We start from the raw sequence: 13,160 nt of genomic DNA, 5'->3' as shown, positions 1-13,160 counted from the left end.
TGTGCATACCGACCGACTGCCGGTCCAACGATTCTGGAAGGGAGCTGCTTATATTATGAACAATAATCTGATCATCACCATTGGAAGAGAGTGCGGAAGCGGCGGCCGTCAGATCGGCCAGAAGCTTGCGGAGAGACTGGGCATCAAATGCTACGACAAAGAGCTGTTGAGCATGGCTGCAAAAGAGTCCGGTCTCGCGGAAGAACTGTTCAAAACGCATGACGAGAAGCCGACCAACAGTTTCCTTTATTCTCTGGTCATGGATACTTACTCCATGGGCGGTTATTCCGCGTCAGCATATATGGATATGCCGCTGAATCACAAAATCTTTCTGGCTCAGTTCGATTCCATCAAAAAACTGGCAGACCGTGAGTCCTGCGTAATCGTCGGACGGTGCGCGGACTATGCTCTGGCAGACTACCCGAACGTTGTGTCAGTATTCATCCGCGGAGATGACTCCGATAAGATCCGTCATCTGGCGGCGAAGCATAACATCTCCGAAAACAGTGCAAAAGATATCATGATCAAAACCGACAAACGCCGTTCCAGCTACTATAATTATTATTCCAACAAGCGCTGGGGAAGCTCCAAGAGCTACGATCTGTGCCTGAACAGCAGTGTGGTCGGATATGACGGAGCGGTCAATATCATAGAAGAATTTGCCAAACAGAAACAGGCATATATCAAACATATGCAGGAAAAATACAATTCCGAGAAGAGGTAATACCGATGAATTATGATGACCCGATCATTCAGACCGGAGCAAACCGTGTCTGGATCGAAGAAGAGGACGGCACGATCACCGCAAAAGTGGATTTCCCGACCGTCGGCGAAGGACTTGTCAACATTTCCCATACGGAAGTGGCAGAAAAGCTTTCCGGCAGGGGCCTTGCGTCTCGCCTGATGCGGGAGACCGTCGAGTCCATCCGGCAGACCGGACGCCGGTGTCTGGTAACCTGCCCGTATGCGCAGAGCTGGTTCAGCAGCCATCCGGAATACATGTTCCTTCTGGTTGATCCGGACGAAGCAGCAGCCATGAAGGCTTCCGCAACCGGTTCATCCTGTTCGATCCGCCGGGATTAAGCAGGTGAAAGGTAGCGGCAAAGTGACAGAGCCAAAGCAAACAATCGTTTAAACCACAGTTTTACGAAACCATTCAGGTCTTTCCGGTCCGAAAGATTCTGAATGGTTTTTTGTTTCATAGGTGATTTCTCCGGAATTCCAATGGAACAAACACGCTCCGCGAGAATGCGAAAAGCGTGTTTTGCCTCGTTATGCATCAAATCAGTAATGAAAATAATTTGCGAAATCCGGAAGCTTCATAGATAATGAAAAAAGGGAGAATGCTTTAATGATTATGGATAATTATATGTGGGGAAAATGTCATGAAAAGATTTCGTTTGCTGGCTTTATTGCTATCCTTTGTTTTTCTGTTTTCCAACCTGGCATCCGTATGTGCCTTTGCGGCAAATGATGCCGTCATCGACGCCGTCGAACGGGATGAATCCGGCAATATCGCCCTGACCGGGCTTTCCTTAACCGACGTTGAGGAGCCGCGAGAAGGAAAAGCACTGGATGACCGGGCGAAGATCACCACCGATCAGGGCGTCTCATGGGAGATCCCGGTTCTGTGGATCGATCCTGCCGGAAATCCTGTGGAAAACTTTTCGGAAGAGACTACCTGTTTTCCGATCTTTGTGGTGTATATTCCCACCGGATACTCCATCAAGACGTCGGCATCCGACGGCTCTTTTGCCATCTATCTTCCGGAATTTGTCAAAAACCTCTATGGTGATCGGGACGGATCCCTCTTTGTTTCGGATCCGGCCCTGGGTTTTCTGTGCATCACACCGGTCCCGCTGAAATTTGATCTATCCACCAGATTTTCCAACCAGGCTCCGGACTCCTTTGCCGTTCCGCTGAATGAAAAGAAAGATTCAACGGATCAGCAGTATCCGGAAGACTCCGATGACGATTCGTCCGATTCCCAGGATCCCCATCGTGACCGGGTAGAGCCGGACGATCCAAACAAGGATCCCGCGGACGAGCTTCCGTACTTGGTGCGTATTCATTGCGATAAATCCGCCATTGAGACGTATGACGCCGAATTCCTGAACGAATTTGTGACGCTTCTCCGGTATACCATCATTCCGCAGGCGGCCAAACTTTTGGAAGAAAGTTTCCCGAAATCTTTCGGCAGTGCGACTCCGGACAAGGAGATCGGAACACAGCTCGGGCTGAATATCTATTACAATACAACCGATTTTAGCGGCAGAGAAGAAGATTGGTCCGGTGGCTCCGCATTTCTTGATGGAAAGAACAGCTCAAGCACTGCAACTTATATGTATACATTCCTAGTCAATACAGGAGCGATATTTATAACAGACTCTGGAGGTGTTGAAAATATCATCCAACAAGACGATAACGGAAAATGGACCCTGGTCGAAGGCGGAAGAAAGGCGTTAGAAAACATCATTCTTCACGAATTATTCCACGCATATATGTACGATTATAACCATACGGGAATGTCAACCTCCGCTAAAACGGGCGATCTGTTCCCATTTTGGTTCACTGAAGGAACTGCTTCATCAGTACAAAATGTTTTTCAATCACGGGTCACTTTTTTTCGATACTTGCAGGTTGATAATGTACGTGATACTTGGGCTTATAAGATGGATTATGATACAGAGCACGTTCTTTCACGATATCTCGATACAGTTCTTCATGGTCCGACACAAGACTACACTATCTGCAACGACATCGAGCAGACTCTGAATGAAGACTTAGCTTCCGCAAACTATGTTTCCGGTTATCTCGCCAGCGTATATCTGGCAGGCCTCGCCGGTGTAAAATACTGCGATTACACCAGCGAAGATCTCCATGATACCCAGAACAACATTTACAATATGGAGGTCATCCGGGCCGGAATGGAAGAGATTCTGTACCAGCTTCATAATAATAAGCCCCTGGATACCATCATTTCCGAAATCTCGGATGGGGCCTACAATGACACAGATGATTTCACTAAGCGATTTGTGAAAGGCATTCAAGATGAACATGGGGTATATCAGGGAGATCAAAGTTCCCTTCAGTTTGTGGCGGATTATCTGAACTTCCTGGAGGATTCCACCACAATGCAGCCAAACGGGTCCATTCTCCGTCAGGAGCAGGGATATGTATCGCCGCTCACAGATGAAGTAGTAAAAAGCACCTTTTTTAACGTTGTCGATTCGAGAACCTATGTGCCATCAACCGCTGATTATTACACTGCTCTGGACACGGCCGGAAAGTCAACCACAACCGGATTGGGAAGCAATTCTACTGAAAACGGAACGGCAATGGCGGCAAGTATTATGCATCAATATCCCGAGATCAATTCAGTTTCGTTGAAAGCTGGCAACGAGATGTCAGACGATGCAGCAGTCGATTCCGAAGTACCTTCCGATGATGCTGTAAATGACAGCAAAGAAACTCAAAGCAATGACGGCTTTGATAATAATACCAATAATACCGATTCTCCGAACAGTGACGGTACGCAAGACAGTACAGATGCAAAAGACATTACGGATACATCATCGGAAGATGCGATTCCTTCGGACAGCAGTTCAGAAAACAGTTCCGAATTACAGGAAATAGCAAGCATGCCGGAAGATACCTCGACCACTACAGGTCCGGAAGAGGAGCCCGATGACAAGAACCGGAAAGAATCTACACCGGAGTCGGATCCTGAAATTCCTGCCGACAGAGATATCGCAGCTGAAAACTCACAGGATAAAACCGGGGATCCTGCAGACGATGCAACGCAAGAGGATGCGTAAATTACACCAGTAAATCCACTAGACTCGAGAAAACCTGCCCGTATCGGAATTCATCCGTACAGGCAGGTTTTTCATAAATAACGAACCAAAACACTTGTTTATTAGGAACGAAAAAATAAGTAATAAAAAAATATGCCGAGCAGTATTGCATTGCTACGCAAACGTAGTATAATAAAGATATAAATCTTTCCGTTACAAATTAGGAAAAGGAGGAATCTTCATGAGAGATAATCATACAGCAGAAAATCTGTTTTCTCTTTTGGACAGCGCCGGATCACCGGTCACCCTGGATGAGAGAGGGCAGATCGAGGAGGCAGTTCCGGAAGATATGATCCCGTTAAAAGACTGGGCCAAAATGCATGATCTTTCTCCGGCTACCGCCCGTCAGAAAGCGCTTCGCGGAGGCTTCCGCACTGCGCGTAAGATTGGAAGAGACTGGATGATCTCCGCCGGAGAGCCCAATCCCGACCACCGCCTTCGCCTGACCGCGGAAAAAGAGCCTCTTCTGGAGGGCCCGGTATGGTTCGATCAGGTGATGAATTACCTGCTCGCCCTGAATCCCAATTCACTCCCGGATACCTGGTCGCAGGATAATTCTCACCGGGATTACTGCAGAAAGATCTACCGGACCCTTCGGGGCGAAATGCACGGAAATGAAAAAGTCCTGTTTGATCTGATCTGTACCTCGATGAAAGAGCAGCGGACATCCGTCTGCTTCATCCCGCACCATGTGATCATGGATCATTTTGACGATGAGGCCTGGCACACCACCAACAGCGGCTCTCCCATAAATTCCGGCATCACCATTGACTTCGACGATTATCTCACTGTCCTAAAAAATAGCGTAAGCGATCTTTTGTCGGAAGTCGTCAGCATTCCGATCCATCACGGTATGCAGGATCTCTATATGCCATGGTATCATTCTGTGACATGGCGGAAAGAAGCCACTGACGGTCTTTATTTCGTTCCGTCCGACTTTTTCCGTACGGTAATGATGGGGCTGTAGCAGGTAACAATCTGCCCACTCTAAGCGGAATCATCAAACATGTCGAAAAAGCAACGCCACTAATTTCGAAAACCCACTTGCTAAATGTTCCACCGATAAAAGAAGGTAGCAGGCAAATTGCCTGCTACCTTCTTTTATCCCCTGATATTATCTTAAGATCCGGACTATATATTATTTTTTTATATCTTTCCATAACTTTTGTGTATTTTTTTTTAAAAACATTTCTGTGATACAATTCCTACCATTCACATATACATACTATTTATATAGGTTTAGTAGTAGAACGATGTTTTGTTTTTACTTCACAAGCATTTGCAAAAAACAGCATCAGTCAAAGAGGAGTATCACCATGGAAATGACAAAGAAAGAGCGGATCATGACCGCAGTCCGGGGTGGAAAACCGGATAAGACTCCGTACAGTCTATGGAGTCATATGCCGCAGTTCGATCATGACGCCGATCAGATTACAGATCAAACTCTTGCCTTTTATGAAAAATACGATCTGGATTTCATCAAGACAATGAATAACGGAATGTATTCCATCGAAGATTTCGGAGTAGAAATCGATTATTCCACGGTTGCGCAGGGTGGAAAAGCAGAGCTTGTCAGCACACCGGTTCACACCGCTGCCGATTGGTTGAATCTTTCCCGTCCTTCCATTCAAGAGGGCGCACTGGGAAGAGAACTCCATTATCTGCAAATGCTCAAACGGCGTCTCGGAGAGGACGATGTGCCGGTGATCTTTACTGTTTTCAGTCCAATTTCGACGGTCAATAAACTCTGTGGTGGAAATGCAGCCACATATATTCATGACGGACACGGAAACGAGATCAAAGCAGCACTGGAGCTGATTACCGAAGTAACCTGCGACCTCGCAAAGGAAGCCATTCATCTCGGTGCCGACGGAATTTTTCTCGCTGCACAGATGAGTAATTATACAAACGAGATGGCCACGGAACCGCTCAAGGAAAACGAATATGAGGAATTTGGGAAACCCTACGATATTCGTGTTCTCGAAGCGGCACGGTCTGCCGGCGGCTGGATGAACACCCTTCACTGCCATGGAACAGACATTATGTTTAATATCCTAAAGGATTATCCGGTAGATGTATTCAACTGGCATGTATGGGAAACTTATCCGACGTTGGATGAGACGCTGGAGTTCACCGGAAAATGTCTCATGGGCGGATTAAAACGTTTTGATATTACCCATTGTCAGTTCAACGCCATTCACCATCAGATTTATAAATGTCTCAAAATAACCGGAGGGAAAAATCTTATCCTGACACCGGGGTGTGTCATCCGTTATCCTCTCAATGAAGAAATGCTTCATTACGTCAGGAAAACGCTGGAAGAAGAGGAGCGCATCCTGAAAATTACTTCGTAATGCAGCAGACCGGGTCAAACCTCAGCCTGCTTAATATAAAAACTTTTTAATGGAATGAAAGGGGAAAACATGAAAAAGACAGTATCATCCATTACCGCAGTTATTCTTGCCGGCGCTATGAGCGCTTCACTTGCAGCTTGCGCAAATTCTGCCGCCGAAAGCACAACGAAGGCAGCCTCCGTTTCCGAGAGCACGGCATCCGAGAATGCCGGTTCCGAAACAAAGACAGCAGAAAGCTCTGTTTCCTCCGGAAACACATCATCATCGCTGGAAAAAGTCGGTGACTTCCCGAGCGAGACCATCACGATTCAGGTACCGTTTTCTGCCGGAGGTGCAACGGATATCGGCGCACGTCATCTCGCAACCGCGCTCACAAAAGTAACCGGACAGAATGTTGTCATTGAAAATCCAACCGGTTCCGGAGGCTGGGTATCCTGGTCCGATCTCCTGGGAAATGCAGATAAATACTCTGACGGCTACACCCTTGGACTGGTAAACCACAACTTTGTATTCGGAGAGTATGACGAAGGAAATCAGCGCGAATACGGACTCGATGATCTTCAGCTGATCGCAAATCAGTGTATCGACGCCAACGCTCTGGTCATCCGTAAAAACGAAGACCGTTTTTCCGATGCGTCAAGCTTTGTTGAGTATGCAAAGAGTAATCCGGTTCTGATCTCCGCCCAGGCCACCGGAATCACTGACGGAGATGCTTCGACTGCAGAGTGGTTTAACAAGAATTTTGACGCCAAAATCACGGTCGTACCGGTCGACGGTTCCGCAGACGGAAAGAGCATGTTCCTTGCCGGAGATACGGATGTATACTTCTGCAATGTCTCCGATATTCTGTCCGGTGACAGTGATGAAATGACGCCGATCGCGGTATTTACCGAAAAACGAGTTGAACAGCTCCCGGACGTTCCGACCATCAAGGAAGCTACCGGAAAAGAATATCTCGGATTTTCCGACAGAGGCTACTTCTATCCGAAGACCGTAGATCCGAAAAAGGCAGAGTATATGGCAAAAGCAATTCAGCTAGCCTCCGAAGATCCGGAATATATCAAGAATATGTCGGAACTGGGCATCACACTGGATACTTCCACCGGAGATGATTTCCGAAAGACTCTGGAGAGTCAGCTGGATATCCGCCTTGACGTATGGAATCTTCAGAAAAAGTAATATCGAATTATTAGATATCCCCCTGAACGATCAGGGGGAGGAAAGAGGTTTCAGGATGAAAACAAAACATCCGGATTTTTACATTGGGATCGTCCTTTTCTTTGTCAGTCTATTGATCATCTGTTTTGCCCTCGGAATCAGCGGTGAGGCGAAAATTGTGCCGACATCCCTCGGAATCGCCATGCTGGCGTTTTCGGTCGTGATTGCCCGAAACGGGATCACCGCCTCTGAAAAGAAGGATGACAAACCGGAAACCTTATCCGGCCTGTTCCGTGGAACAAAAACTGCGCTCACCTTTACCTTGCTGACTTTTGCGTATTTTGTCGCATTTGAAGTGATCGGATACTGGATCGCAACATTAGTATTTATGGTGGTCTTCCAGTGGTATATGGGTGTACGGTCCGCAAAGCAGATCATCCTGGTCACAGCGGTCTATCTGATCGCATCCTTTGTTCTGTTTGTGGTCATCCTTCAGCTGCCGATCTATAAAGTCGGCCTTACAGGACCGCTGTTCCGATTTATCCGATAAGAGAAAGGGAAATACTATGGAATACATTATTTCGGCATTCGGTTCTTTCACCGATCCGCAGGTCCTGATCGCGCTTATCATCGGCGTTGTCTCCGGCATGATCATCGGAATCATTCCGGGCGTCGGACCATCCGTCGGAATCTCCCTGCTGATTCCGGTAACATTTACCATGTCACCAATGGCGGCTCTGGTAATGATGGTCGCGCTTTACACCACCGGAGTATACGGCGGATCCATCACCGCCGTACTTTGTCACACCCCGGGAACGTCCGCTTCCGCAGCGACAACCGAGGACGGATACGCCATGACCGAGCAGGGGTGTGGCATGGAAGCCGTGTCGATCGTCACCGTGGCCAGTACCGCCGGCGGTGTGATCGGTGCCATCTGTCTGCTTCTTTTTGCGCCGATGCTCGGCAGGGTCAGCCTGATGTTTTCTGCGCTGGAATATTTTCTTGTGGCCTGCTTCGGACTTTTGGTCGTCGCCGGCCTTACCGGTGAAAACCGTTCAAAAGGAATTTTCTCTGCACTTTTGGGACTTGTGATCGGTTGTATCGGTCTGGATAAAATCACCGGCGTTCCGCGATTTACCTTCGGTCAGCTCTGGCTGGAGGACGGACTGGATTCCACCCCGATCCTGATTGGACTTTTCTCTATCTCTCAGTGCATGATTCTGGTAGAAAAAGCCGCGAGCGGAAAAGGAAATACCATCATTCGGGACCCGAGGGAAGGACTTCGCGGAAAGAGATGGGAAAAGGGACTCGGCAGAAAGATCCTGCCGACCATTCTGAGAAGTTCGGTCATTGGCTCGGTCATCGGATTTATTCCTGCTGCCGGTGCATCCATCGGATCCTGGATGAGTTATTCCACCGATAAAAGGCTCTCCAAACATCCGGAAGAATACGGCCACGGTTCCAAGACAGGTATTGCGGCATCCGAGGCCGCCAATAATGCCTGCTGCGGCGGCGCAATGATTCCGCTGTTCACTCTTGGAATTCCGGGTTCTCCGGTTACGGCGATCCTGTACGGAGCCATGATCATGCATGGACTTCAGCCGGGTAGCAGTCTGTTCAGCGGAAGCAAAGCCAATACGACCTATACCATTTTCATCGGCTATCTTCTTGCAAATCTGCTGATGGGTGTCATCGGTGTAGCGCTTGCACGACAGATGGCGCGGATCTGTATGGTTCCGAACCACATTCTGGTTCCGATCATTGTTGCCCTCGCCAGCATCGGTACTTACTCCCTTCAAAAGAGTATGGCGGAAGTTCTGATCATGTTGATTTTCGGACTGATTGGATATTTGATGAAGATTACCGGATTTGAGCCGGCTCCGCTGGTTCTCGGTGTCGTTCTGGCCGACATTCTGGAATCCAATTTCCGCAGAGCACTGATCATGGCAGCGCCAAAAGGCGGACTGATTGCGTATTTTCTCACCAGACCGGTATCAATGATCATTGTACTGGTCATTCTGGGATTTGCGCTTGTTCCGACCGTTCATAAATGGAAGACAAGAAAAACGAAGGCATCCTACCGGGAAACCGCAGCAGTCTGAATGAAAAACACAGAATAGAAGCGATTCATTTGCTTCCTCAGATTTCAACAGATGACGATTATGCCGTGACCATATTCACAAGCCACTGCGCCGGCAACCGCTGACCGATCTGCCAGCAGAGCGCCGCCAGCGGAAGAGCGGAAGCGGCGTCGACAAACGCATGCTGCTTTGTAAACATCGTCGAGAGGACAATGGCAGCGGCCACAAGAACCGACACCAGTCGTACGCCGACAGCAAGTTCCGGACAAAGAGCGCAGCCGATGATGACCAGATAGCACATCGAGCAGTGCATGCTCGGCGCGCAGTTTACACCGCGAAAGCTTCCCTCATAAACTTTCTTCATCAGGTTACCGGTAAATGTCTCCGGCGGCACCGGCCGATCAAAAGATGTGGGCCATACATAATAAATCAAGGTACTAATGACAATGTCTGCCAAAATGGCGGTGATGTAGACCGAATAGATCGCGGTATTTGCCGAAAATGTAAGGACCGGAAATACCGCGATCAGCGGAAACCAGAGAACATAGGCATAGACCCAGCAAGGGGAAAACGGAAGATAATCATCGATCCGGGTCAGAACATTATGCGGTTTTCCCTCAAATATCTCTACGCCAAAGTAGAGGACACACTGTATCATGAGCAGGATCGCCTGCACAAGGATTACTTTCAGTAAAATTTCCATGAAACTGCCTTTCTGTTCGGTAAATGATCTGCATGTGGGGTTAGACGCCATAGACATACGATCTTGCGTACAACGGCAGCGTTTTCCTGCAAATCATGCTTAAAAATGCGGGTATGTGAATTTCCTCACATACCCGCGAATTATATCATATTTTGTCCTCCAGGCTCAAGCAGACAAGCTTGCTTGTCTATTGTTCCTCCACACCCGGTAACTGCTGTAAATCCCTGCGCTGATGGAAATGATCTGTCCCGCAACGGATGAAAAATCAAAGATAAAAAGCGAGTACACCATCCACATGGCGGTATTGAGAAGAATACTGAAATGGATGGCATTCGGATTCTTCAGGTAGTAGTTGCACAATGTGAGTTCAATGGTCGCGACGATCGGAATAAGACCGATCAGGCCTCGGTTGTTCACGATCAGTCCGATGATGACGATCAGAACGGCACTCAGAATCATGTCCAGAAAGGTGTATCTCTTTTTATAGACCTTCCAGTTACGGTATATAGCGATAAACTGCGTCGACAGACCGGAATAAGAACCGAAAAACAGAGACGCAACCGTGCAGAGAACCGTTTCATACAATTGGAAACGATACATCTTTTCCCGGTCTCTTGCCGAACAGCTTGCCACAAGACACAGCATGGCAAAAAACGAAATGATATTTCCGATGATGATCGCTTTCATTGCTTCCTCCTTCTTCGATACTACTGCAACATCTTAACGGAAAAAACTAGGATTGTAAATCGGCTTTTCCGGCCCGGGCGTTTACTTCTTTTCTATAAGCAATTATAATGAAGGCAGGAATTAAAGTAAAACGAGGATTTCTTTTAAAATTCTAAAGAAGTTCTTTAATTCAATTCCGAATCAATCCATTCTTCTTTATAAAAATACAAAATCTCAGCATCAGCCGTTCAGAACGCGGGACGGGTTGTCCGGGTTCATTTTCCCGAAAACGTTCTTCGTTTACGGCCAACTGTCATTCATCAAACGGAGGAACGACATGGAGAAAATCAACACGGAAGTCTTTCTCGCCGCGGCAGAACTCGGCAGCTTTAAGAAAACGGCAGACCGCCTGGGATACACGCAGGCCGGCATCAGCTACATCATTTCCTCCATGGAGGAAACCATCGGACTTCGTCTGTTTGACCGAGAATACGGCGGGATAAGACTGACCTCCGAAGGGCGGGAGCTTCTGCCGGTAATCCGTCAGCTTGCCGGTTCGGAACGGCTTCTTATGGAAAAAATCCGGGATCTGAAGAATCTGGACACCGGCGAGATCCGCGTTCTCGTGTTTTACAGCATCGCCATCCGCTGGATGCCGGAGATCATCGCCCGATTCCACCGGGATTATCCGAACATCCGGATTCATCAGGTTACCTGTGACAACGGGGAGCAGGCGGAAATGCTGACCTGGACCGGAAATGTGGACTGCGGTTTTTTCGTCTTTCCGCTCACGCGTAAGCTCGACGTGATTCCGCTGATGCATGAGCCGATGATGGCATCCTTTGCCCCGGAACATCCGGCAGCCGGTCTCAATGTCTTTCCGGTAAGCGATCTCGGAAAATATCCCTATATCAGTCTTTCCTATGACGACGAATCCAACGCGATCTTCCGGAAGTACCATATCAAACCGCAGATTGCCTATTCCTGCGAAAATGATCTCGGCGCACTGGCGATGGCCGAGCAGAATCTCGGATACTGCATCAATCCGAAAATCCTGCTCGAGGGTTGTCCCTATCAGCTGAAATCCATGGAATTCGACGAACCGGTTCACCGGACCATCGGTATGGGAGCCCGGTCCATGGAAATGTGTCCGAAAGCGGCGAAAGTATTCATGGAATACGCGAAAGCCTGGGTAGAAGAACAGTACGGCCCATATGATGACATTCCGCAGGCGAAATGAACCTGTCCATTTACGGTGACCAGCGGCTGCGCGAAAAAATCCATTCAGCTCCCCTGTGTGATGGATAAACGGATGGGAGAGCCGAATACTGCTTACGGAATTTGTGCTAAAACAGGATGTTCACATATGCAAAAACATAGTATACTGTTGCAGACAGTACTATACAGTACTATATGGAATATATTCCTGCAGCAGGGCAGCCTGACAAGATATTTTGGATCGGTTCGAACTGATCTGCTTTCGCAGCACATCGGTTCGTTCCTTCTGCCGAAAAAAGAAAGGTAAGAATCATGACAACCGGAGAGATCCTTGACACATTACTGAATAAAGCCAGACACGACGACGCCCTTCGGAAGCGTTTTCTCGCCACCGAAGGAAGCGAGCACGCATTGAGAGATTTCTGCGCTGTCTGTACCGGGGAAGGCTATCCGCTCTACGAGATGGATATACTGAGCGCGGGAGAGGATTATTACGCTGCCATGCGGCGCTCCACCAACGGCGGCGGAGAAAATTCACCGCTTCTTCAGGGAGAAGACGATTACTATGAGATGTTTCTGAATGAATTAAAGACCATCTGAACAAACGAAACAAATCATGCGAAAAAAGGAGAGTAGAGACATGTTTGTATACAAAACCTTCGGAGTCTGCAGCAGAAAAATCACCTTCGAGATTACCGACGGCATTCTGCACAATGTCCGCTTTGTAGGCGGCTGCAACGGAAACACACAGGGAGTCAGCCGTCTCTGTGAAGGAATGGAAGCGGAGACCGTCATCGAGAGATTAAGGGGCGTTGACTGCGGCGGGCGCGGAACATCCTGCCCGGACCAGCTCGCAAGAGCCGTCCGGTCCGCGCTGGACGGAACCTGTGAGACCTGCTGAACCGGAAAAAGCATTCTTCTAACTGCATAAGAGCATAAAAGACCGGCAACAGACCGCCAGTGCATACACAACGGCCCGTCTGCCGGCCTTTTATCGCAAACAGTGCCCCGGGGCCGTGTCGAACGGCCTTTTATCGCAAACAGCGCCCCGGGTCGGGTCGTAACGGACTGCCCGGGGCGCTGCTTTTATGATCCAATTCTTAGGGGGAAGAATCTTATCCTT

At 48.4% G+C, this 13,160-nt stretch carries 13 protein-coding genes; 11 read left to right on the top strand and 2 right to left on the bottom strand.

Annotation, left to right across the window (positions count from 1 at the left end; translation table 11 throughout):
• Positions 1 to 55 precede the first annotated feature (55 nt).
• From BMW41_RS03495 to BMW41_RS03460, 8 genes are all read left to right on the top strand, one after another.
• Complete coding sequence (locus BMW41_RS03495; protein ID WP_031471513.1) at positions 56 to 724, top strand: cytidylate kinase-like family protein; 669 nt, start codon at positions 56 to 58, stop codon at positions 722 to 724.
• A 5-nt stretch (positions 725 to 729) separates the two neighbouring features.
• A complete protein-coding gene (locus tag BMW41_RS03490; RefSeq protein WP_074648872.1) occupies positions 730 to 1,083 on the top strand; it encodes a GNAT family N-acetyltransferase in 354 nt (117 codons plus the stop codon).
• Positions 1,084 to 1,700: 617 nt separating this feature from the next.
• A complete protein-coding gene (locus BMW41_RS03485) occupies positions 1,701 to 3,818 on the top strand; it encodes a hypothetical protein (protein ID WP_143050803.1) in 2,118 nt (705 codons plus the stop codon).
• 220 nt (positions 3,819 to 4,038) lie between these two features.
• Entirely contained in the window at positions 4,039 to 4,824 is a 786-nt protein-coding gene (locus BMW41_RS03480) for a hypothetical protein (protein ID WP_074648870.1), read from the top strand.
• A gap of 349 nt (positions 4,825 to 5,173) precedes the next feature.
• Positions 5,174 to 6,211 (top strand): uroporphyrinogen decarboxylase family protein, encoded by a 1,038-nt coding sequence (locus tag BMW41_RS03475; RefSeq protein ID WP_242870287.1) that lies wholly within the window; start codon positions 5,174 to 5,176, stop codon positions 6,209 to 6,211.
• A gap of 69 nt (positions 6,212 to 6,280) precedes the next feature.
• Entirely contained in the window at positions 6,281 to 7,390 is a 1,110-nt protein-coding gene (locus BMW41_RS03470) for a tripartite tricarboxylate transporter substrate binding protein (protein ID WP_074648869.1), read from the top strand.
• Positions 7,391 to 7,445: 55 nt separating this feature from the next.
• A complete protein-coding gene (locus BMW41_RS03465; RefSeq protein WP_074648868.1) occupies positions 7,446 to 7,919 on the top strand; it encodes a tripartite tricarboxylate transporter TctB family protein in 474 nt (157 codons plus the stop codon).
• Positions 7,920 to 7,935: 16 nt separating this feature from the next.
• Entirely contained in the window at positions 7,936 to 9,471 is a 1,536-nt protein-coding gene (locus BMW41_RS03460; RefSeq protein WP_074648867.1) for a tripartite tricarboxylate transporter permease, read from the top strand.
• A 58-nt stretch (positions 9,472 to 9,529) separates the two neighbouring features.
• Here BMW41_RS03460 and BMW41_RS03455 read toward each other — a convergent pair whose 3' ends face one another.
• Both BMW41_RS03455 and BMW41_RS03450 read right to left on the bottom strand, forming a co-directional pair.
• A complete protein-coding gene (locus tag BMW41_RS03455; RefSeq protein ID WP_074648866.1) occupies positions 9,530 to 10,153 on the bottom strand; it encodes a phosphatase PAP2 family protein in 624 nt (207 codons plus the stop codon).
• Positions 10,154 to 10,318: 165 nt separating this feature from the next.
• A complete protein-coding gene (locus BMW41_RS03450) occupies positions 10,319 to 10,840 on the bottom strand; it encodes a YgjV family protein (protein WP_074648865.1) in 522 nt (173 codons plus the stop codon).
• 316 nt (positions 10,841 to 11,156) lie between these two features.
• On the opposite strand from BMW41_RS03450, the gene BMW41_RS03445 reads away from it, so the two are divergent.
• The 3 genes from BMW41_RS03445 to BMW41_RS03435 all read left to right on the top strand — a co-directional run bounded on the left by BMW41_RS03445 (position 11,157) and on the right by BMW41_RS03435 (position 12,938).
• On the top strand, positions 11,157 to 12,059 hold the full coding sequence (locus BMW41_RS03445) for a LysR family transcriptional regulator (protein ID WP_074648864.1): 903 nt from the start codon (positions 11,157 to 11,159) through the stop codon (positions 12,057 to 12,059).
• A gap of 290 nt (positions 12,060 to 12,349) precedes the next feature.
• On the top strand, positions 12,350 to 12,637 hold the full coding sequence (locus BMW41_RS03440; protein WP_074648863.1) for a hypothetical protein: 288 nt from the start codon (positions 12,350 to 12,352) through the stop codon (positions 12,635 to 12,637).
• A 40-nt stretch (positions 12,638 to 12,677) separates the two neighbouring features.
• The gene (locus BMW41_RS03435) at positions 12,678 to 12,938 is read left to right on the top strand and encodes a TIGR03905 family TSCPD domain-containing protein (protein WP_031471501.1); all 261 of its coding nucleotides are present in this window, start codon (positions 12,678 to 12,680) and stop codon (positions 12,936 to 12,938) included.
• Positions 12,939 to 13,160: the final 222 nt, after the last annotated feature.

The organism is [Clostridium] aminophilum, assembly GCF_900101295.1.
GTDB lineage: Bacteria > Bacillota > Clostridia > Lachnospirales > Lachnospiraceae > Clostridium_R > Clostridium_R aminophilum_A.
The sequence above is the reverse complement of the archived record's forward strand: the minus strand, read 5'-3'. Positions and strand labels throughout refer to the sequence as shown.